Origin of the sequence: Lactobacillus sp. 3B(2020), assembly GCF_013487845.1 — a bacterium.
GTDB classification, from domain to species: domain Bacteria; phylum Bacillota; class Bacilli; order Lactobacillales; family Lactobacillaceae; genus Limosilactobacillus; species Limosilactobacillus alvi.
Map to the genome: position 1 here is coordinate 1,280,581 of NZ_CP047410.1, position 19,743 is coordinate 1,300,323.

Below are 19,743 nucleotides of genomic sequence, written 5' to 3' on the forward strand. Positions count from 1 at the left end.
CCCTTGGGAACAGCGGAATACCGTTTTTAACGGCTAAAAAGCCACTAACAAATATATCATATTCTACTTGATTTCTCAAGCTTAAATTTTAATTCTTACGATTAACGAGAACCGAGTGGCGAATTCCATAAGTAAAGTAAACTAATAAGCCAATCACAAACCATCCAACCATTAACAGTTTCGCGTCGACATTTAAATTCCAAAAAATAACGGCAGAAAAAATGGCAGAGATTGCTGGTAGCACCGGATAACCCGGCATCTTAAAAGATGCTTCTGGTAAATCCTGGCCTTCCCGTTTTCGTAAGGCGTAGATTCCCAGAGAAACAAAAATAAAGGCAACCAACGTCCCCGCCGAGACTAATGTGGCTAAGAAGGTAAAGGGAAAGACCGATCCTAAGATCATCGCTAGGAACGTGATCGTCCACAAGGCTCGATTAGGTACATGTCGGTGATTAATTTTCCCCAAGAACCGCGGTAACAAACCATCTCGTCCAAAAGCATAGATCAGTCGCGAGGACGCCAGAAGGATGGCAATTAAGGCAGAAAAGATCCCGATTAAGGCAACCACGGATAATAAGTTAGCCGTGAAGTTATGGCCTGCTTGACGTAACGCCCAAGCCGCTGGTTCAGCATTATTGGCATAGCGACTATACTTAAACATCCCCACTAAAACAAGCGACACCGCAATGAAGAATCCAGTCCCTAAAACTAAGGTTCCAATTAATCCCCGGGGCATTGTTTTTTGAGGGTTTCGTGTTTCAGCAGTATTCGCTGCGATCGCATCAAAACCAACGTAGGCAATGAAAATTTGGGAAGCTCCCGCCATAATTCCCGACCAACCACCAAAAGTCGTTCCTGGCTTGTGCGGGGGAATAAATGGGAGGTAATTGGCTGGATGAATTGCTGTCAAGCCGACCGCAATAAAGAGAATAATCACCAACAGTTTAATAGCGACAATCGTATTTTCAATCCGACTAACTTGATGAACCCCACGAGATAGTAACCAGCCAACTACGAGGATCGCAAAGGCCGCGAATAGATCAAGGTAAGAGCCCTTTCCAGGATTAAAGCCACCAGTTAAAGCAACCGGTAGCTTGATCCCCAACGAGGCTAAAAACCCTTGCATATAAGCCGACCACCCTGAGGCAACAAAAGCGACCGAGATAAAATATTCAGCTAGTAGCGCCCAACCTGCGACCCAACCGAAAAATTCACCAAACAAAACATTCATCCAAGAAAATGCCGAACCCGCAAACGGGAGTACTGATGATGTTTCAGCATAGGCTAAGGCCGATAAGCCAGCTCCCACGGCTGCGACAATAAAGGCTAAGGGAACGGCTGGCCCTGTATGTTCAGCAGCTACAATTCCTGGCAGTGTAAAGATCGCGGTCCCAACGACCATCCCGGTTCCTAAACCGATTAAGTCAATCGTTGTCAGCGTTGGCTCCAAGCTTCCATCTTTTAACTGATAGATTGATGGATCTTCCTTAAGGAGGAGACGATGAAGAAGTGCTCCCATTATTTATCCTCCTGCTCAAGTTTAAGGTCTTGAAGAATTATCCGTTGCTCTGATGTCAACTTTGCGGTTTCTAAGAGATCTGGCCGCCGTTCAAGAGTGCGCCGAAGTGACTCTCTGATTCGCCATTCACGAATTTTTTGGTGATTTCCTGAGGTTAAGACTTCCGGAACCTTCCGCCCCCGAAAATCAGCTGGACGTGTGTATTGAGGATATTCCAAGAGGCCATTTGAGAATGAGTCCCCCATCGGAGAAGCCATATTTCCCAAAACTCCGGGAACAAAGCGGGCAGTCGCATCAATCATTACCATAGCTGCTAATTCGCCGCCAGTTAAAACATAATCACCGAGGGAAGCTTCATCAGTTACTAATTCACGGATTCGCTCATCATAACCTTCATAGTGACCACAAATGAAAGTCAGGTGTTCTTCTTGAGCAAGTTCACGCGCATAAGCTTGATCAAACCGCCGGCCGGCAGGATCTAACAAAATCACCCGTCCTTTGGGATAAGTGGCCTTCGTTTGTTCATTGATTGCCGCCATTGCATCAAAGATTGGTTGTGCCTGAAGTAGCATCCCCGCTCCTCCACCAAAGGGAGCATCATCAACGTGATTATGCTTATCGGTTGTATACTTCCGAAAATCTGTTACCTTAATGTCCAAGAAGCCATCTTCTTGGGCACGGCCAACAATTGATTGACCTAACGTTGCTTGAAACATATCCGGAAAGAGACTTAGAATATCAATACGCATTATTCGAGGCCCTCCAATAATTCAACTTCAACTCGGCCAGCATCAAGGTCGATCTTCTTAATCACATCGTCAATTACCGGTAACAGTAAATCTGATTGTTTTGGCCGTTCAACTACCCAGACATCATTCGCCCCTGGGGCCAAAATTTCCTTGATCGTCCCAAGTTTACGACCTTCTAGCGTAACAACCTCTAATCCAATAATTTGATGGTAATAATATTCGCCTTCCGCTAATTCCGCCTGATCCGCTTCCGTTACTGCCAAAAAACAATCCCGGAAAGTTTGCACATCATTAATGCTGTCGAATTCGGCAAACTTAATTAATTCCATTCCCTTATGCATCCGCGCTTTTTCAACTGTGACCTTAATTGGTTTATTATCCTTTAAAATGATTAATTGTTTTCCTTGGGCAAACCGTTCTTCTGGGAAGTCCGTCGTTACCATCACTTTGACCTCTCCCCGGATCCCGTGGGTATTCACGATTTTTCCTACGTGGTAGTAGTTCATCTTTTTTCTCCTTATATGAGCAAAAAGGATCGCGACAATTACTCGTCACGACCCTTTTTAATGGCGTTGATCATTGATTACTAACCTAATTTTCTTCATATTCACCCGCTTATCCCGGGCCCCTTCCACCAAAGTCCGTAATGCTGAAATTACATGTCCTTGGCGACCAATTACCCGGCCGACGTCAGCCGGATCGACGTCGAGAACGTAATCAAGATAACGCTCTCCTTCTCGCGGGGTGACCTTAACAGCCGCAGGATTTTTCACCAAAGGCCGAACTAAGACTAAGATTAATTCTGAAAAATCTGTCGTAACCATTAACCAATCCCATTACTTCTTAGCGTACTTAGCTTCGTGGAACTTTTGCATGACCCCAGCCTTTTGGAACATGTTCCGAACAGTATCGGAAGGTTGTGCACCCTTTTGGAGCCAGTCCATAACTGCGTCTTCGTCAAACTTAATTTCCTTTGGCGTAGTCAATGGGTTGTAAGTACCCAACGTAGTGATGAAACGACCATCACGTGGGGAACGTGAATCAGCAACCACGATCCGGTAGAATGGGCGCTTCTTAGAACCCATCCGCTTTAAACGAATCTTAACAGACATTCATTGACACCTCCTTGCCCTTTTTCTAACAGGTAATAATATACCAAGTTTCCAAATGAATGTAAAGGGTTTTTTCTTGACAGCTTAATTTTTTTCGGCATTTTTTTGCAAACGTTGCAAATGCTCAAGATGCTTTAGGCCCCAAACATGCAAAGTATCAAGCGTCGGCTCTAATTCTTTCCCATGCTTACTTAAAGAATACTCCACTTTAGGCGGAATTGTTGGATAAACCTTACGATCAACTAAATCATCTTCCTCTAATTCCCGTAGGGTTTGGGAAAGCATCTTTTTCGTAATTTCTGGTAATGACCGTTGTAGATCTGAAAAGCGCATCTGAGGATTCGCTCGTAATTGGATTAAAATTGGAATTTTCCACTTACCTAACAAACTACTCAAGCCATCATCAATTTTGCAGCCTACCGGTTGAAAGTCCATTTTAAGCTCCTCCTTTATTTTCCCATAATTATACCATTTCACTAGGTGGTTACGATAAAGTAACCTGATACCATTAAAGTGGCGTCTTCTTATCTCAGCGAACTTGTTTTATAATTACTTACATAAAGTTAGTAGGAGGGAAGATACATGTCGATGATACAAGATTACCGTTTTAACCCCAAAAATGGAATTGAATTCGGCCTCTATAGTCTAGGTGATCGGATGCCGGATCCTTTAACCAATGAATTTGTAAGTGAAAAACAACGGATTGATGAACTCATCGAGACTGCCACTTTTGCTGAAGAAGCCGGATTAGACTTCTTTGGTCTCGGAGAAAGCCATCAAGAATACTTTGTAAGCCAAGCCCATGCTGTGATCTTAGGAGCAATCGCCAATGCCACCAACCGCATTAAAATCGGGTCTGATGCCACCATTCTCTCAACTTCCGACCCGGTCCGCGTCTTTGAAAATTTTGCCACGTTAGATTTGCTTTCTAACGGCCGCGCCGAACTAGTCGCCGGACGGGCTTCCCGGCTCGGACTCTTTAAATTATTAGGCTACAATGTTGAAGATTATGAAGACCTATTTGAAGAGAAATTCAAATTACTTTTAAAAATTGCGAATAATGAAAAGGTCACCTGGTCGGGTAAATTTCGGCCACCACTAGATAATGCTGAAATCTTCCCTAGGCCCTTAAACGGTAAAATGCCAATTTGGCGCGCTGTCGGCGGTCCTGCCCAAAGTGCCATTAAGGCTGGAAAAGCAGGTGTACCAATGACGCTAGCAATGTTAGCTGGCCCAGTTTCCAGATTTAAGGAAACTATCTACTATTACCGGCAAAGTCTCCGTTTAAATGGTTATGACCCAGCTGATTTTCCAATAACGACTGGCGGGGTCTTTTATACCGCTAAGGACATGTCAACAGCTTTACGTGAATATTACCCACGGCTAAACATTGGCATGACCCGGGCAAATGGCTACGGCTTCAACAAACGGTTATTCGCGATGCAACGCGATCCACTCGAAGTAATGGCGATTGGTAATCCCGACGAGATCGTTGAAAAATTATTATATCAATATGAACAGTTTGGGATGCAACGATACATTGCTCACATCGATTTTGGTGGGGTTCCCCATAAGAAAGTGATGGAAGAAATCGAAACCATCGGAACCAAAATCCTGCCAAAATTACGAAAGTATACCCAAACCTACGAAAGTGAAGCATTCCAGAAAGGCGGTATGAAAGAATGAAAGTTGTCTTAATATCCGGAGCAGTTACCGGTTCCAACACCTTCACTGTTTTAAAAGCGCTTCAAAAAGAATTAAATCAGCAGGCTCCCGAAGCCGAAGTTACCTTGCTTGATCTAAGAAATTTAAACTTGGTTTTTAGTGACGGACGTGATTTTCGAGAGTATGAAGGTGACACGCGTCTAGTGGTCGAAACCATCATGGCTGCCGATGCGTTAATTTTTGGAACCCCAGTCTACCAAGCTGGAATTTCCGGAGCGCTGAAGAATGTGCTTGACCTTTTACCGGCCCGAGCCTTAGCTGATAAAGTCACTACGGCAGTAATTACTGCCGGAAGTCCGCATCATTTTTGGATAGCCGATTACCAGCTTAAACCCATTCTCGCTTTTATGAAAGCAACCCTACTACCTGCCACCCTTTTTGTTGAAAGTAAAGACATCATTGATCATCAAATCGTAACTGATGAAATTAAAACCCGGGTAAAGCGGTTAGCTCAAGATTTGATTTTAACAACTAAATCCTACCAAGCTCAACTTCAATTACTTGAAGACGAATTATTCTAACATCAATAACTAAATAGAGGGGTCGAGAAGAAAAGCATGTTTCTTCCCGGCCCCTCTTTCATCGCCGAATGTTATTCAGCAACGACGCCCTATTAGAATTATTTTCACTTCTGATAGTCTAGGTCCATTTAATTACATCTCTTTTAATTTTTTCTGCACTAGCTTTGGATCGGCTTTTCCAGGATTAAGCTCAACAAGCTTTCCAGAAGCAATATAGATAATCCATTCTGCTAAATTTACAATATGATCTCCAGTTCGTTCAAGGGTTCGAATGATTCCCAGATAACTTTCAAAGACAGGAATTCTACTTGGCGTTTCTTGCATCGCTTTTAATACCGCTTTTTGTTGACTTACATAGATCACATCAATCTGAAGATCCATATTCGCAACTTCATAAGCCGCCTTTTCGCTTATATTCGCATAGGCGTCCATAACTTTTTCAAGCATCTGGCGAACGATAGTTGCTAACTTAGCAATCTCATTTTCAGTCGCAACAACATGATGATCTTCATTTAAACTAACGGTTGCCCGAGCAATATGAGTAGTATAATCACCTATTCTTTCCAAGTCATTACTAGCTTTAAGGATACTAATAATCTCCCGAAAATCATTTGCCAGCGGCTGTTGTAAGGCCATTAACTTTAAGGCTCGTTTTTCTAAACTAATTTCTTCATCATTTAAAGTATGATCACGATTTAATACCTTCTTTGCCAGTTCAACATCATGATCAAGAAATGCCTTCGTTGCCTGATACAGTTGCTCTCCGGTATCAATCCCCATTTCCATAAATCGCGATTTTAGTTTTTTTAGTTCGGCATCGAAAATTACACTCATTGTATCGCTCCTCTACGCTTAACCAAATTTTCCACTTAAGTAATCTGCCGTTTGTTGTTCCTTTGGATTTAAAAATAACTTTTCGGTTGGTTGGAATTCAATTAACTGGCCTTGTTCAAAATATGCAGTCCAATCTGAAATTCGCGAAGCTTGTTGCATATTGTGTGTAACGATAATTATCGTATAATTTTGCTTTAAGTCAACCAAAGTCGCCTCAATTTGGCTCGTCGAGATTGGGTCAAGCGCACTGGTGGGCTCATCTAGCAAAATAATCTCCGGTTTCGTTGCCAAGGTCCGAGCAATACATAATCGCTGTTGTTGACCACCAGAAAGGGCTTGGGCAGGCGATTTCAGCCGATCTTTTACTTCATTCCAAAGGGCTGCTTGTCGCAGACTCTCTTCAACTCGTTGATCTAAAAGTTGGCGATTTTTCTCTCCTCGCAACCGCAAACCATAAACTACATTTTCATAAATTGACATTGGAAAAGGAGTTGGTTGTTGAAAAACCATCCCAATTGCTTGACGAATCCGATAGACATTTGCGTTCGGCTGATTAATATCAACCCCATGAAAATTAATATGCCCTTCAACGTTTGCAATCCCATCATTCATCCGATTGAGACTTCTTAATAAGGTCGATTTACCAGATCCAGAAGCCCCAATTAATGCAGTAATTTGATGGTCAGGAAAAGTCATTTCAATTCCCTTCAATACTGGATGCTCACTATACGTAATAGTTAAGTTTTCAACTTCTAACATTGCTTATCTCCTCATTTTTCAAGTCTTTTTGAAATCAAGTAGCCAATTAAGCGGGCCCCTAAATTAAAAAGTAAAATCGTTAAAACTAAGACCGCGGCGGCTCCGCTTGATACCGCACTGGCATCGGGAATTAGACCTTCCGTATTTAGTTTCCAAATATGCACCGCAAGTGTTTCAGCAGGTCGCATTGGATTTAAAAAACTGGTTGGCGAAAAAGGATTCCAATCTTGGTAATTAACAGTAATCGTACTTTGGCCGGCAGTATAAATTAGGGCGGCCGCTTCCCCGAAAATTCGTCCCGCACTAAGAATGGCTCCCGTTAAAATCCCCGGTAAAGCAGCCGGAAGCACAATTTTTAAAATTACCTGCCACTTAGCCATCCCCAGTCCCAGTCCGGCCTGACGTTGCAAGTTTGGCACCTGACTAAGTGCTGTTTCACTAGTCCGGGTTAACAACGGAAGGTTTAGAATGGTCAAAACTAAGGCACCAGCTAAGAGTGAAAAATCTAGTCCCCATTTTAAAACAAAAACTAAGTAACCAAATAAACCAATCACAATTGAGGGTAAAGAACTAAGAACTTCAATTGCTAATCTTAAACTGTCCGTAAACCAATTTTGCTTTGCATATTCGTTTAAATAAATTGCGGCTCCTAAGGCTAACGGTACCGAAATAAGTAAGGTTAAAACTACCAAGTAAAAAGAATTAAAAAGCTGATCAAAAATCCCGCCACCGGTTTGAAAGGATTGCGACGAACTCGTCAAGAAATGCCATGAGATGTGAGAAATTCCAGGAATTAATATTAAACCGAGGACGGTTATCACTAATCCGACAACAGCTAATGCTAACAGTAAAATAAGAATAGTAGCAATTCGATCAATTCGCTCTGCCTTGGTCATACTATGCTTCCTTTCTTGTAACGAAGTGCATCAAAAGATTAAAAACTAACGACATCCCGAGCAGAATTAAGGCCAGCGACCAGAGAGCATCATTCGCCGGCGTACCCAGAATGGTATTTCCCATTCCGGTTGTTAAAACACTGGTAATAGTAGCAGCGGACCCCTGAATAGAAGGCATGATGGCCGCATTCCCTATCACCATTTGAACCGCTAAGGCTTCCCCAAAAGCCCGGGCCATCCCAAAAATTAATGCTGTTAATATTCCTCCTTTAGCTGCGGGAATAACGATTCGGGTAATTGTTTGCCAACGAGTGGCTCCTAATCCAGCCGAAGCCCGTCGTTGATCTTGATCAACTGCTTGGAAGGCATCAATTATCATCGAAGTAATTGTTGGCATAATCATTAAGAATAGCACGACGCTTGCGGCGATAATTCCAAACCCGGTTCCACCAACCAATTGCCGAACAATGGGAACCACTACTGTTAACCCAATTAGTCCGTAAACCACAGAAGGAATCCCGACTAAGAGTTCAATTATTGGCTGAATTATTTTTTTAGTAATCGGCGGTAGGATTTCAGTAACTGCAACCCCCACTGCTAAAGCAAACGGAAGCGCGATTAACCCAGCAACCATCGTTACTAATAACGAAGTAATGATCATTGATGCGGCCCCATATACTTCTTTTCCCGGTGCCCAGACAGTTTTAAAAATGAATTCTTGAAAACTAACCCCATCTTTAAGAAAAAGTTGACTTCCTTTACCAACTAAAAAAAGGAGAATTATTCCTACTAAGAGGCCAATCATGAGAATTGACAAACCGGTTATCTCCCGGCCTACTCTTTCTTGAGTTCTTTCTTTCGACGGCCCCATTAGATACTTTTCCCAGTTTTTCATCTTAATTTTCTCCCTTCGTTGGGGTCACTTTCCCATTCGCATCTCGTTGTACTTCCATATCGTGAACACTTACATAGTGGGCCTTTTTAATCAACTTTTTCTGAATTACTGGCGATTGCATGTAAGTAATAAATTGATTAGCTTCCTTCTTAGCATGCTTCTGTGTATACATGTGCTCATAGGACCATAATGGCCAGGTCCGGTCCCCCAACTGCTTGCCAATTTTTTATTCTCCCGGTAAAGATATCCTGAAGCTGCTGACTTGTAAGATTTCGAACTGGCAAGTCTGGATTTACAATTGGAACAATACCAGAAACAGCAATAATATGATCTTTCAACTGACCAGCTTGAACTCCCGCTTTTTGTTCTGCAAAGACATCAGATGACCCAATATCAACAGCCCCTGCTTGGACTTGACTTAAACCTGTCCCTGATCCACCCCCCTGGACGGTTAAGCTAATCTGTGAATGTTTTTTTAAAAACCCTGGTACTGCAGCTTCAGTTAAAGGTTGTAGCGCTGTTGAACCAACATTAGTAATTTTGGTTTGCTTTAACTGCCCACTTGTATGTGCTTCCCATGTCCCCCAAACAAGCGCAATTCCCAAAGTACATAAAACAAAAGCAATTATTTTTTTCATGTTTGTATTATCCTCAAATGTTGTTTTCCTACCTTTTCCATGGTACAAATAAAGCATAAACGACGACTGTAAAGGCTAATTATGAAGAATGTAAAGATTTGGTAAATTATGAGGTGATGACAATCCAAAAAATACTATTGCTATCAAAAGATTCCTCGTTTCAAACCCGACTTGAAAAAATCGGGATTCAAAAAGACTGGCAAATTACTTCACTTACTACCGCAACCCAAAGCGTTACTACCCTATTCTCGGCAACTTTTGACTGCGTAATTTGGGATACGGCAGCCTGCAACCTAGATACCACCTTAGCAACTTTAATGCTAATTCGGCATGATTTTTTTAAACCGATACTTGTCTTAAGTGACACCAAGGAAGCCCGCGTTCAACGCAAACTGTACCGAACTAGAATTGATGGTATCTTCAGTCGTCAAATTGCCATGGATGTCTTTTGCGCCTATCTCGAACAAAAATGGTGGCTTTACCAGCAAATTGTTAAACATCGTCAATTAAATCAACCAAAGAAGGAAAAACCACAGCAACTTATTACTATCGGTCCTATTCAAGTTGATCGAACTCATTTTGAAGTTAGCAAAAATAAAAAATTAGTCAGTTTAACCAAGAAAGAATTTCAGCTTTTAAATTACTTAATCAGTCATCAAGGGCAAGTCCTTAGTCGCGAACAACTCTTAAATGGCGTTTGGGGGTATGAATTACTTGGTAGTTCCCGGATTGTTGATATTCACATTTCGCATCTTCGCGATAAACTTGAGGTTGATCCAAAGAAACCTAAGCTTATCAAAACCGTGCGCGGATTTGGTTACCGATTAGTTACAGAAGTCAATTCGCTTTAAGCTATTTACTTTTGATTGTACTTATTGGCCACTACGTTGGATTTTACTGAAGAAGCGGGCCAAGTGATCACTGTTGGTCCAAACAAAATTCAAATCTCAGCCAATCGATTATAACTAAATTAATATTGTGCGTATTAAAAAAGAGCAATCTTCAATTTGAAGTTGCTCTTTTAATTATTTTCGCTTTTTCCGTGCCTTTCTTAAGGCCTTCATTCGCTTTTGTTTCTGTTTTTTCATCCGTCGTGCCATCTGGTTCATCGCCATTTGCCCCATCTTACCACCAGGCATTTGGCCACCCATTAGGTTTTGGAGACCATTAAAATTACCGTTCGTAACTTGCTTCATCATCTTCCGCATTTGATTAAATTGCTTAATCATACGGTTGACTTCCACAATTGGCCGCCCTGAACCAGCAGCTAACCGCCGCCGCCGACTTGGATTCATCAAATCAGGATTTTGACGTTCCTCTGGCGTCATAGATAAAATAATCGCCTTAATATGGGCAAATTGCTTTGGATCCAAGTTAACGTTTTGTAAGGCTGGATTGTTAGCCATCCCTGGGATCATCTTTAACAGATTTTCCATTGGTCCCATCTTAGTAACTTGATCCATTTGCGCCAAGAAATCATTGTAATCAAAGGTGTTTTCTCGCATCTTTTCCATGGTTTCTTGAGCTTGTTCTTCGTCAAAGTTCTTTTGGGCCTTTTCAATTAAGGAAAGCATATCCCCCATGCCCAAAATCCGAGAAGCCATCCGGTCTGGGTGGAAGACATCCAAATCGGTCATCTTTTCCCCTTCACCGACAAACTTAATCGGCTTCCCCGTGACTGCCCGAATTGACATGGCAGCCCCACCGCGGGTATCACCATCAAGCTTAGTTAAAACCACCCCGGTAATATCTAGTTGGTCATTAAAACCTTCGGCCGTATTAACTGCGTTTTGCCCCGTCATGGCATCGACAACTAACAAGATTTCATTTGGTTGAGTTAATTCCTTAATCTGAGCCAACTCATCCATTAACTTCTCGTCAATTTGTAACCGCCCGGCCGTATCAATTAACACGTAATCGTTATGGTTAGCATGGGCCTGATCCATCCCGTCCTTAACAATTTGAACTGGATCAACGTTCGTTCCTTCTTCAAAAACTGGAACATCAATTGAGTCCGCTACTTGTTGTAATTGTGTAATGGCAGCTGGGCGGTAGACGTCAGCTGCAATCATTAATGGCCGCGCATGTTCTTCTTCCTTTAATTTTAAGGCTAATTTCCCAGCCGTGGTCGTTTTCCCAGCCCCTTGAAGCCCAACCATCATGATTACGGTTGGAATATGAGGAGCCTTTTCCAAGGCAACTGCAGTCTCCCCCATCATTACCGTTAATTCTTCATTAACGATTTTAACAATTTGTTGGGCTGGGTTTAGCCCCTTAAGAACTTCCGCCCCGGTTGCCTTTTCACGGACCTTTTTAACAAAGTCCTTTACAACTGCGAAGTTAACGTCGGCTTCCAGTAAGGCCAACCGAATTTCGCGCATGGTTTCTCGCAGATCGGCATCGGTAACCTTCGGCTTCTTTCGTAACTTCTCCATCGCCTTTTGGAGGCGTTCTGTTAATCCTTCAAATGCCATTTACTTACTCCTCTTCTAAGGTTGCTAATCCTGCAACTAATTGATTGAGTTTTTGATCTTGGGGATAGTGAGCTTTAACATAAGCCTGTAATTGGTCAAACTGATGATTACGGGCAGTAAATTCTGCTAACAATCCTAACTTTGTTTCATAACCATTTAAAATCTTTTCGGTCCGTTTAATATTATCATAAACTGCTTGGCGTGAAACCCCGAATTCTTCAGCAATTTCACCAAGTGAGTAGTCGTCCACATAATAGAGTTCAAGATATTCATTTTGCTTTTTCGTTAAAAGGGGGTGGTAAAATGCAAACAAAGCATTCACCCGCTCATTTTTCTCAAGCTCCATGGAATAACCCTCCTTTATTTAGTGACAACCAAGCCTTTAAAGAGCCCATAAACAAATTCGGCTGGATCAAAAGTTTGAAGATCATCTACTTTTTCCCCAAGCCCAACATACTTAACTGGTAAATGAAGCTCATTGCGGATTGCTAAAACAATCCCCCCACGAGCTGTTCCATCAAGCTTAGTTAAGACAATTCCGGTAACATCAGTATTTTCTTTAAAAATTTTAGCTTGATTCAACGCATTTTGCCCGGTCGTTGCATCTAAGACAAGTAAAACTTCATGGGGGGCATCCGGAATTTCCCGGGTTAAGATCTTCTTCATTTTTGCTAGCTCATTCATTAAGTTAACTTTATTTTGCAGCCGTCCCGCAGTGTCAACAAACAAGACATCGTAGTCTTCTTCCTTGGCCTTTTTAACTCCATCAAAAACGACGGCAGCCGGATCACCCTTTTCAGGACCAGTTACAATGTCAACGCCATCACGTTTAGCCCAAACCGCTAATTGTTCCGTTGCACCAGCCCGGAAAGTATCAGCCGCTGCTAACAAGACTTTTTTCCCTTCGCGTTTAAAAGCCGCTGCCATCTTACCAATGGTAGTTGTCTTACCAGCACCGTTCACTCCGACAAACATAATTACCGTTGGCCCTGCTGAAGCAAAATTAATCCCGACTTTTTCATTTTCACCGGCAGCTTCGTATAACTCAACCATTTTTTCAATAATTACGTTTGAAACGTCTTGCTTCGATTTGGCATTTTGTAATTTAACTTCTTCTCGCAAGGAATCTGAAAGTTGCATTGCCATTTCATAACCGACATCAGACTCAATTAATAAATCTTCGAGGTCTTCAAAGAAGTCCTCGTCAACATGCCGGAAATTAGCTAAGAACTTATTTAGCCGCGCACCAAAACCACTCCGCGACTTTTCTAAACCACGATCGTATTTTTCATCAACCCGACTTTCTTCAGTAGGTGTTTCAGTTTCATCGGTGTCGCCTGTAGACGTTGAAGGTTCTTCTGCAGCTTCAGTCTCAGTCTTGCTCTCACCTGAAACTTGTTCATTTTCGGCTACCGGGGCTGGGTCCGCTGGCGTTTCACGGTTAATTTCACTTGCTTTTTCAGCAGTTGGCGTTGGTGCAGTTTGTTTCTCAATTTCGTTTGCTCCAGGTTCAACCTGATTAGGTTCTGAAATTGCTGAATTAGTTTCAAGGTGTTCATCGACTTCATCACTAACTGATTTAGTTTCAGCCGGCTGATCAACTAACTGGTCTTCCCCACTAGCACTCGCGTTTTTTTCTTCTTCGCCTTCCTTTTGGGGTTCTGCATCAGCTGCAGATTGCGCTTCTGATTCAATTGCTGGCGCAGTTTGGGGTTCATCCCCTTGTTTTACCGTGGTTCCTTCACTATTTTCATGTTCAGAAGCCGTCGTAGATTTAACTTGTTCATTTTCTTTCTTAGGTGTGACTTCTTCGTTTTCTGTTTTCTTCTTCCGCCGAAAGATATCAAATAATCCCATTATTTCACTTCCTTACTTCGTTTGAGCAGTTCGGAGGGTCTCATCAACATTAACAGTAATCACCTTTGATACTCCTGATTCCTGCATTGTTACCCCATATAAGACATCGGCATTTACCATGGTCCCTTTCCGGTGAGTAATTACAATAAATTGCGGGCCTTGATCACCAAAACGATCAAGGTAGGTAGCAAATCGATCAACATTAACATCGTCAAGGGCAGCTTCAGGTTCATCTAAGATAGCAAATGGAACTGGATGAATCTTTAGAATTGCAAATAACAAGGCCAAAGCAGTTAAGGCTTTTTCGCCCCCCGAAAGCAAACTTAGTTGCTGATTTTTTTTACCTGGTGGTTGCGCGTAGATGTCAACCCCAGTCTCAAGCAGATCATGTGGATCCGTTAAAATTAATTTTGCTTGGCCACCAGCAAAAACCTGTTTAAAGGTCGTTTCAAAAGCGGTCGAAAGCTCAGTGAATGTTTTATTAAATCGCTCTTTAACCTCTCGATCCATCTGGTCCATCGTTTGCTTCAATTGAGTTTCTGCATCTTGCAGATCTGCTCGTTGACCAGTTAAGAAATCATAGCGTTCTTTAACGGCTTGATACTCATTAATTGAGGCAACATTAACTTCACCTAGTTCATCCAGCCCCCGCTTTAAGAGCTTGACTTGGCGATGCAATTCTTCTTCTGGGATATCAATCACTTGGGCTTGAGCGGCAGTAAGCGTTTCTTGGTATTGCTCCTGCAAATGGTTTTGACCTTGATCGATTTGCGTTTCTAATTTTAGACGATGCTCGTTAATTCGCGTTAAATCATCATACGCAATTCGCATCAAGTTTTGTAACCGTTCATTTTCTGCGGTTGCATCCCCCAATTTACCTTCAAGAACATCAAGTTGTTGATCAATTTTAGTAACTACCGCTTGCTGAATCTTTAATTCTTGTTTGGCCGTTGTGATTTCAGTTTGACTCGCTGGTTTAACCCGTGTCAAGTCAGTTGTTTGCTTTTCAATTTGTTGTTTAATCGCTACTAGCTGTTCTTGATAAGCTACCATTCTAGCTTCAGTCGTCTTGGCTTCACGCTTAGCTTGACTTAACCGTTCTTTTTCAACTGCAAGCGCCTGTTCAAAATAATGCCGATTTTCAGCTTGGTCCGCCGATTCATTAGCTAACTTATTAATCAAAGCCTCTTTATCAGCAATTATTTGCTTTGTTTGGGCTAATTGATCTTCTAGTTTTTCAGCTGCCACCTGCGTTGACCGATACTCACTTTCAAATTGGTTATGTTCCGTATCGCGCTGATTGGTTTGCAATTTCAAGGCTTCAATTTGGCGCTTAAGCGTCGTAACCCGATTTTGTATGGCGTTAAGCTGATTACGATCATTTTCTAAGGCCAATTGTATATTTTGAACATTTTCAACTGCTTGATTTCCTTGAGATTGGATAGTTTGCCGTTTTGTTTGGAGGGTATGAACCATCACCTCAGCTTTTTGGCTAGCCTCTTTGGCTGCATCGACTGCAACTTCAAATTCTTGTTGTCGTTCTTTTTGCGTCAAGAGACCGACCTTTTGTTGTTTTGCCTTTCCCCCAGTCATTGCCCCACTAGCATTAATCATTTCACCTGCGAGGGTAACGATCCGGAGTTGATGGCGGCTTTGACGAGCAACCTCGGTTGCATGATCCAAATTATCAACAACCACCGTCGTAGCTAGTAAATGCGACATTACAACCTCAAACTTAGGTGCAAACTGAATGAGTTCCATTGCTCGTCCCAATACTCCTGGGTGGTTAGCAACAGTTTGATAAACCGGGGGAACAAATCCGCTCCGTAAAGTATCAAGTGGCAAAATTGTTACCCGACCGCTTCTCGTCCGAGTGAGGTAAGTAATAATTGCTTTCCCAGTTTGTTGGCTATCAACAACTAATTGTTGAAGCTGACTACCCAAGACAGTTTCAATCGCTTGCGTATACTGTTTTGGAACCGTGATGAGCTCACTAACCGGCCCGAATAAACCTTTAAATTGTTCACGATTTCGTAGCACATTTTGAACACCATAAAAGTAACCGGTATAATCAGCTGCCATTGCTTGATAGTTCTTAACTCGCGCTTCTTGAGAATGCAAAGTACCCAATGATTGATACCAATCTTTTTGCGCTTGCTCATATTTTCGTTGAACTTGCATTAGTTCAGTTTGCAAAGCTTCAACTGCATCCTTGGCACTTATTAAATGTTCTACTTGCTTTTGAACAGCGTTCTTTTGGTCAGCTAACTCCCCCTCAAGCTTACCGAGTTGTCTTTGATGCATCGTTAAATCAGCCTGAACCTGATCAGCTTGGTTTTGACCACGACTTTGCGATTGCTTTAAGAAGGTTTGCTGATTATGCAAGGTCGTTAATTGTTGTAATTGATCAACTTGTTGCTCACGTAAGTCAGCCACTTCTTCCCGTAACTTTGCTTGCCGGGTTTGAGCGTCTTTTAGGCCCAAACCATTCAAATTAACTTCAGCTTGATTTACCTTCTTGTGATGATCGGTGACTGTCTTTTGTACCGCTGTTAACTGTTCATTAACTTGCTCGATTTTTTCTTGAATTGCCCTTGCTTCTTTTTTTAGCCGATCTAACTCCCGATCTTGCTGTTCCCGTTTTACCTGGGCGAGCGATTGACTATTTTGTAATTCACCAAGACCCTGCGTTAATTGCAATACCTTGGCTTGAACAAGATCCTTTTGCTTAATCAAGGCTTGTCGTTGCTGTTGAAGTTGGGTCGTCATCGCATTGGCCGCATGGACTCGTTTTTCGTAATCAGCTGCAAGTTTTTCAGCTGCTACTTTTTCAGCTCGAACTTGCTTAAGTTGTTCTTGAGCCCCTAGAATTTCTCGGACTGTTGCTGTTCGATCAAATTGATCAAGCTTTTGCTTCTGAGCTAAATAATCCTGGGCAAGAGCACTTTGTTCTTCCAACGGATCTAAGCGTTGCTTTAACTCATGGATAATATCGTTAACCCGGTTCAAATTATTATTTGTTTCAGTCAACCGTTTTTGAGCAGTTTCCTTGTCGGCTTTATATTTACCAACCCCAGCAATTGCCTCAATCATTTTCCGTCGATCACTTGGCTTACCGTTAAAAATTTCGGAAACCCGGCCCTGAGAAATAACCGCAAACGATTCTTTCCCAATTCCAGATTCAATAAACAGGTTAACTAAATCTTTTAACCGGACATTTTGGCCGTTAATGAGATACTCACTCTCACCTGAACGGAATAATTTTCGGGTAACCGTCACTTCAGTATATGGGGTGTTTAGAAAATGGTCACTATTGTCTAAGTTTAGTTTAACCACTGCCCGATTTAAAGGGGCCCGGTCTTTGGCACCATTAAAGATTACATCGACCATTTTTTCACCCCGAAGGCTTTTGGCTGATTGTTCACCCATTACCCACCGGATGGCTTCAATGACGTTACTTTTTCCACTACCATTTGGCCCAATGATCCCAGTTACTCCAGGCTGAAATTTAATTACCGTTTTTTCGGCGAAGGATTTAAATCCATCGACTTCTAGTGAAATTAATCGCATTTAATTCCCCTACTTTTTAATTTGCCGTAACGCTTGTAATGCTACTTGCGCTGCGGCCATTTCTGCATGCTTTTTAGACGAACCAGTTCCTTCACCAATTTGCTTTCCATTAGCGCTTACACTAACAGTGAAGACGGGTTCGTTTTCACTCCCCCCTTCATGCAAAAGATGGTATTCAATCTCAACGTCACCATTCCGTTGTAAGAATTCCTGCAAGCTGGTTTTAGCATCAACAGCATGGTCAAACCAACCTTGATCTAGTTTAGGGAAAATAACCCGTTGAATAAACTTTTCAACTGCTGGCCGCCCCTGGTCAAGGTACAAGGCACCAATGAAAGATTCAAAAATATCACATAATAAACTTGGTCGTTTTCTTGCTCCTGCAAGTTCTTCGCCATGACCTAAGCGAATATATTGATCAAAATGACATTCAAGGGCAAACTTAGAAAAACTATCCTCACAAACCATTGCTGCTCGTAAACGGGTTAGCCGTCCTTGCGGTAATTCCGGATAGCGACGATAAATGTACTCCGAAACAAACAATTGGAGAACTGCATCTCCCAAAAATTCGATCCGTTCGTAAAACTTTAAGTGTTCTTTAGGATGTTCATTAACATATGAAGCTTGCGTAAAAGCTTCGGCCAATAAACTTGGATCATTAAAGTCAATTCCAAATTCATCCTTTAAATAGGCTTGTAGTTCTGTAATCATAATTTCCTTTCCGATTTCGCCTCTGAGATAGGCCGAAACATTTCCACCCATCTCACAAATTGAATCTAGCTTAATTCGATTGTTAGAAAAAGGCCCCGACGAAGTTCCCTCCATCGCGACCCAACTTTTGCATTCTTACTTTTGGTGAGCAGCGATGTAGTCAACTACTTCGCCAATTGTACTTAACTTTTCAGCTTCACTATCGTCAATTTGGGCCCCAAAAGTATCTTCTACTTCGAGAACAAATTCAACAAAGTCAATTGAGTCAGCGTTTAAATCTGTTTTAAGATTTAAATCTTCCGTAATCTTTGCGCGGTCAATATCAAAATGATCGGATACAATTGCCGCAATTTGATTAAAGATTTCTTTCTTATCCATTCTCATTAAACCTCTTGATAATAATTAAACTAGCCTCTTTATTTTATTAGTTTTTCTACAACTTGTCCACGGTTTACTTATCTTCTTCTGGTTTAAAGTAGGCAACCGTTTCATCAACCACCTTTGATTGAAGCATGGTATAGATTTGGTCAATCGTAGAAACAACCGCTTTTTTATCGGCTGCTCCATGGGCCTTTACTACTGGTGCTTGGATTCCTAACAAAACTGCCCCACCATAGTTTGAAGGCGTCATTACCTTAGCGATTTGCTTAAAGACAGGCTTTAGGAATAAATAACCTAATTTAGCCCGGAGCCCTCCACCAAGAATACCGTCTTTAATTAACTTTAAAAGCACCTTGGCGGTTCCTTCAGTCGCCTTTAGAGCAGCGTTGGCGGTCCAACCATCAGAAACGACAACATCAGCTTTACCATAAAGTAAATCGCCTGATTCAATATTGCCAACAAAGTTTAGGTCACCCGCTTGGGCTAATAATTGGTGAACTTCTTTATGGAAGGTGTCACCCTTATCAACTTCCGCCCCGTTATTAAGGAGGGCAATTCGCGGATTCTTAATTCCCAGAACTTTTTGGGCATAAAACCGACCAAGTTGCGCAAATTGAACCAAATTCTTTTCTTTTGATTCAGCATTTGCCCCAGAATCAAGGTAGATAAACCGCTTCGTTCCTTCATCATTCGGTATTGCAATTGGCAACACACTGGTTAAGCCAGGCCGGTCAATTCCCTTAATCCGACCAATTAATAACAAACCAGCTGCTAAAATTGCCCCCGTATTTCCCGCCGAAAAGAAGGCATCAGCATCTCCACGCTTAACCGCCATTGCTGCTTGAACCAAAGAGGAATCCTTCTTTTTCCGAATTGCCCGCACCGGTTCTTCTCCCATTTCAATTTCTTGGCTAGTCGGAATAATTTGAATTCGTTCTTGATTTTGGATGAGCGATTTTACCGCTTGTTCATCCCCAAACAGCATGAATTCCAGATCCGGGTGTTGATCCCGGGCTTGCTCAATTCCTTCGATAATTACTTTTGGCGCATTGTCGCCGCCCATTGCATCAACTGCAATTTTCATCATTTTTCCTCCATCTCT

At 42.1% G+C, this 19,743-nt stretch carries 20 protein-coding genes and 1 pseudogene; 3 read left to right on the top strand and 18 right to left on the bottom strand.

The genetic code is table 11. The features are described 5' to 3' along the window. Positions 1-88: 88 nt before the first annotated feature. The 6 genes from GTO83_RS06285 to GTO83_RS06310 form a co-directional block, all read right to left on the bottom strand. A complete protein-coding gene (locus tag GTO83_RS06285; protein WP_180869757.1) occupies positions 89-1,519 on the bottom strand; it encodes an APC family permease in 1,431 nt (476 codons plus the stop codon). Beyond that, positions 1,519-2,268, bottom strand: a complete 750-nt coding sequence (gene trmD / locus GTO83_RS06290; RefSeq protein ID WP_180869759.1) for a tRNA (guanosine(37)-N1)-methyltransferase TrmD — start codon at positions 2,266-2,268, stop codon at positions 1,519-1,521. The genes GTO83_RS06285 and trmD overlap by 1 nt, the downstream gene beginning before the upstream one ends. Further along, entirely contained in the window at positions 2,268-2,774 is a 507-nt protein-coding gene (rimM, locus tag GTO83_RS06295; RefSeq protein WP_180869761.1) for a ribosome maturation factor RimM, read from the bottom strand. The genes trmD and rimM overlap by 1 nt, the downstream gene beginning before the upstream one ends. A 57-nt stretch (positions 2,775-2,831) precedes the next feature. Continuing rightward, positions 2,832-3,092 carry a KH domain-containing protein gene (locus GTO83_RS06300; RefSeq protein ID WP_180869762.1) on the bottom strand — a complete coding sequence of 87 codons (261 nt, stop codon included), beginning with the start codon at positions 3,090-3,092 and terminating at the stop codon, positions 2,832-2,834. 12 nt (positions 3,093-3,104) lie between these two features. Further along, positions 3,105-3,380 carry a 30S ribosomal protein S16 gene (gene rpsP / locus GTO83_RS06305; RefSeq protein ID WP_180869764.1) on the bottom strand — a complete coding sequence of 92 codons (276 nt, stop codon included), beginning with the start codon at positions 3,378-3,380 and terminating at the stop codon, positions 3,105-3,107. Positions 3,381-3,464: 84 nt separating this feature from the next. After that, complete coding sequence (locus GTO83_RS06310) at positions 3,465-3,815, bottom strand: helix-turn-helix domain-containing protein (protein WP_180869766.1); 351 nt, start codon at positions 3,813-3,815, stop codon at positions 3,465-3,467. Between the two features lie 147 nt (positions 3,816-3,962). Here GTO83_RS06310 and GTO83_RS06315 point away from each other — a divergent pair, with 147 nt between their 5' ends. After that, positions 3,963-5,066: an LLM class flavin-dependent oxidoreductase gene (locus GTO83_RS06315; protein ID WP_180869767.1), complete on the top strand. Its 1,104-nt coding sequence runs from the start codon at positions 3,963-3,965 to the stop codon at positions 5,064-5,066. After that, positions 5,063-5,626, top strand: a complete 564-nt coding sequence (locus tag GTO83_RS06320; RefSeq protein ID WP_180869769.1) for an NADPH-dependent FMN reductase — start codon at positions 5,063-5,065, stop codon at positions 5,624-5,626. Before GTO83_RS06315 ends, GTO83_RS06320 begins: the two co-directional genes overlap by 4 nt. A gap of 132 nt (positions 5,627-5,758) precedes the next feature. Here GTO83_RS06320 and phoU read toward each other — a convergent pair whose 3' ends face one another. From phoU to GTO83_RS06345, 5 genes and pseudogenes are all read right to left on the bottom strand, one after another. Further along, positions 5,759-6,460: a phosphate signaling complex protein PhoU gene (gene phoU / locus GTO83_RS06325; RefSeq protein WP_180869770.1), complete on the bottom strand. Its 702-nt coding sequence runs from the start codon at positions 6,458-6,460 to the stop codon at positions 5,759-5,761. An 18-nt stretch (positions 6,461-6,478) separates the two neighbouring features. Further along, complete coding sequence (pstB, locus tag GTO83_RS06330; protein ID WP_180869772.1) at positions 6,479-7,219, bottom strand: phosphate ABC transporter ATP-binding protein PstB; 741 nt, start codon at positions 7,217-7,219, stop codon at positions 6,479-6,481. Positions 7,220-7,230: 11 nt separating this feature from the next. Further along, positions 7,231-8,115 carry a phosphate ABC transporter permease PstA gene (pstA, locus tag GTO83_RS06335; RefSeq protein ID WP_180869774.1) on the bottom strand — a complete coding sequence of 295 codons (885 nt, stop codon included), beginning with the start codon at positions 8,113-8,115 and terminating at the stop codon, positions 7,231-7,233. Position 8,116: 1 nt separating this feature from the next. Further along, positions 8,117-9,010, bottom strand: a complete 894-nt coding sequence (gene pstC, locus GTO83_RS06340) for a phosphate ABC transporter permease subunit PstC (RefSeq protein ID WP_180869776.1) — start codon at positions 9,008-9,010, stop codon at positions 8,117-8,119. 1 nt (position 9,011) lies between these two features. Continuing rightward, positions 9,012-9,648 (bottom strand): annotated as a pseudogene (locus GTO83_RS06345) (substrate-binding domain-containing protein). Positions 9,649-9,764: 116 nt separating this feature from the next. Here GTO83_RS06345 and GTO83_RS06350 point away from each other — a divergent pair. Then, positions 9,765-10,499, top strand: coding sequence for a winged-helix domain-containing protein (locus tag GTO83_RS06350; RefSeq protein ID WP_180869778.1), 735 nt, complete (start codon positions 9,765-9,767; stop codon positions 10,497-10,499). A 174-nt stretch (positions 10,500-10,673) separates the two neighbouring features. On the opposite strand, the gene ffh is transcribed toward GTO83_RS06350, so the two are convergent. From ffh to plsX, 7 genes are all read right to left on the bottom strand, one after another. Continuing rightward, positions 10,674-12,122: a signal recognition particle protein gene (gene ffh / locus GTO83_RS06355; protein WP_180869780.1), complete on the bottom strand. Its 1,449-nt coding sequence runs from the start codon at positions 12,120-12,122 to the stop codon at positions 10,674-10,676. Between the two features lie 4 nt (positions 12,123-12,126). Then, positions 12,127-12,468, bottom strand: coding sequence for a putative DNA-binding protein (locus GTO83_RS06360; RefSeq protein WP_180869782.1), 342 nt, complete (start codon positions 12,466-12,468; stop codon positions 12,127-12,129). 14 nt (positions 12,469-12,482) lie between these two features. Beyond that, positions 12,483-13,979 carry a signal recognition particle-docking protein FtsY gene (gene ftsY / locus GTO83_RS06365; RefSeq protein ID WP_180869784.1) on the bottom strand — a complete coding sequence of 499 codons (1,497 nt, stop codon included), beginning with the start codon at positions 13,977-13,979 and terminating at the stop codon, positions 12,483-12,485. Positions 13,980-13,991: 12 nt separating this feature from the next. Continuing rightward, positions 13,992-17,549, bottom strand: a complete 3,558-nt coding sequence (gene smc / locus GTO83_RS06370) for a chromosome segregation protein SMC (protein WP_180869785.1) — start codon at positions 17,547-17,549, stop codon at positions 13,992-13,994. A gap of 9 nt (positions 17,550-17,558) precedes the next feature. Next, a complete protein-coding gene (rnc, locus tag GTO83_RS06375; RefSeq protein ID WP_180869787.1) occupies positions 17,559-18,260 on the bottom strand; it encodes a ribonuclease III in 702 nt (233 codons plus the stop codon). 135 nt (positions 18,261-18,395) lie between these two features. Continuing rightward, positions 18,396-18,638 (bottom strand): acyl carrier protein, encoded by a 243-nt coding sequence (gene acpP / locus GTO83_RS06380; protein WP_180869789.1) that lies wholly within the window; start codon positions 18,636-18,638, stop codon positions 18,396-18,398. A gap of 73 nt (positions 18,639-18,711) precedes the next feature. Continuing rightward, the gene (gene plsX, locus GTO83_RS06385; RefSeq protein WP_180869791.1) at positions 18,712-19,725 is read right to left on the bottom strand and encodes a phosphate acyltransferase PlsX; all 1,014 of its coding nucleotides are present in this window, start codon (positions 19,723-19,725) and stop codon (positions 18,712-18,714) included. Between the last annotated feature and the right edge of the window lie 18 nt (positions 19,726-19,743).

Bases quoted from the DNA above. Each gene is read 5' to 3' on its own strand.
- GTO83_RS06285 (WP_180869757.1), bottom strand. From the start codon at position 1,519: ATGGGAGCACTTCTTCATCGTCTCCTCCTTAAGGAAGATCCATCAATC.
- trmD (WP_180869759.1), bottom strand. From the start codon at position 2,268: ATGCGTATTGATATTCTAAGTCTCTTTCCGGATATGTTTCAAGCAACG.
- rimM (WP_180869761.1), bottom strand. From the start codon at position 2,774: ATGAACTACTACCACGTAGGAAAAATCGTGAATACCCACGGGATCCGG.
- GTO83_RS06300 (WP_180869762.1), bottom strand. From the start codon at position 3,092: ATGGTTACGACAGATTTTTCAGAATTAATCTTAGTCTTAGTTCGGCCT.
- rpsP (WP_180869764.1), bottom strand. From the start codon at position 3,380: ATGTCTGTTAAGATTCGTTTAAAGCGGATGGGTTCTAAGAAGCGCCCA.
- GTO83_RS06310 (WP_180869766.1), bottom strand. From the start codon at position 3,815: ATGGACTTTCAACCGGTAGGCTGCAAAATTGATGATGGCTTGAGTAGT.
- GTO83_RS06315 (WP_180869767.1), top strand. From the start codon at position 3,963: ATGTCGATGATACAAGATTACCGTTTTAACCCCAAAAATGGAATTGAA.
- GTO83_RS06320 (WP_180869769.1), top strand. From the start codon at position 5,063: ATGAAAGTTGTCTTAATATCCGGAGCAGTTACCGGTTCCAACACCTTC.
- phoU (WP_180869770.1), bottom strand. From the start codon at position 6,460: ATGAGTGTAATTTTCGATGCCGAACTAAAAAAACTAAAATCGCGATTT.
- pstB (WP_180869772.1), bottom strand. From the start codon at position 7,219: ATGTTAGAAGTTGAAAACTTAACTATTACGTATAGTGAGCATCCAGTA.
- pstA (WP_180869774.1), bottom strand. From the start codon at position 8,115: ATGACCAAGGCAGAGCGAATTGATCGAATTGCTACTATTCTTATTTTA.
- pstC (WP_180869776.1), bottom strand. From the start codon at position 9,010: ATGAAAAACTGGGAAAAGTATCTAATGGGGCCGTCGAAAGAAAGAACT.
- GTO83_RS06350 (WP_180869778.1), top strand. From the start codon at position 9,765: ATGACAATCCAAAAAATACTATTGCTATCAAAAGATTCCTCGTTTCAA.
- ffh (WP_180869780.1), bottom strand. From the start codon at position 12,122: ATGGCATTTGAAGGATTAACAGAACGCCTCCAAAAGGCGATGGAGAAG.
- GTO83_RS06360 (WP_180869782.1), bottom strand. From the start codon at position 12,468: ATGGAGCTTGAGAAAAATGAGCGGGTGAATGCTTTGTTTGCATTTTAC.
- ftsY (WP_180869784.1), bottom strand. From the start codon at position 13,979: ATGGGATTATTTGATATCTTTCGGCGGAAGAAGAAAACAGAAAACGAA.
- smc (WP_180869785.1), bottom strand. From the start codon at position 17,549: ATGCGATTAATTTCACTAGAAGTCGATGGATTTAAATCCTTCGCCGAA.
- rnc (WP_180869787.1), bottom strand. From the start codon at position 18,260: ATGATTACAGAACTACAAGCCTATTTAAAGGATGAATTTGGAATTGAC.
- acpP (WP_180869789.1), bottom strand. From the start codon at position 18,638: ATGGATAAGAAAGAAATCTTTAATCAAATTGCGGCAATTGTATCCGAT.
- plsX (WP_180869791.1), bottom strand. From the start codon at position 19,725: ATGAAAATTGCAGTTGATGCAATGGGCGGCGACAATGCGCCAAAAGTA.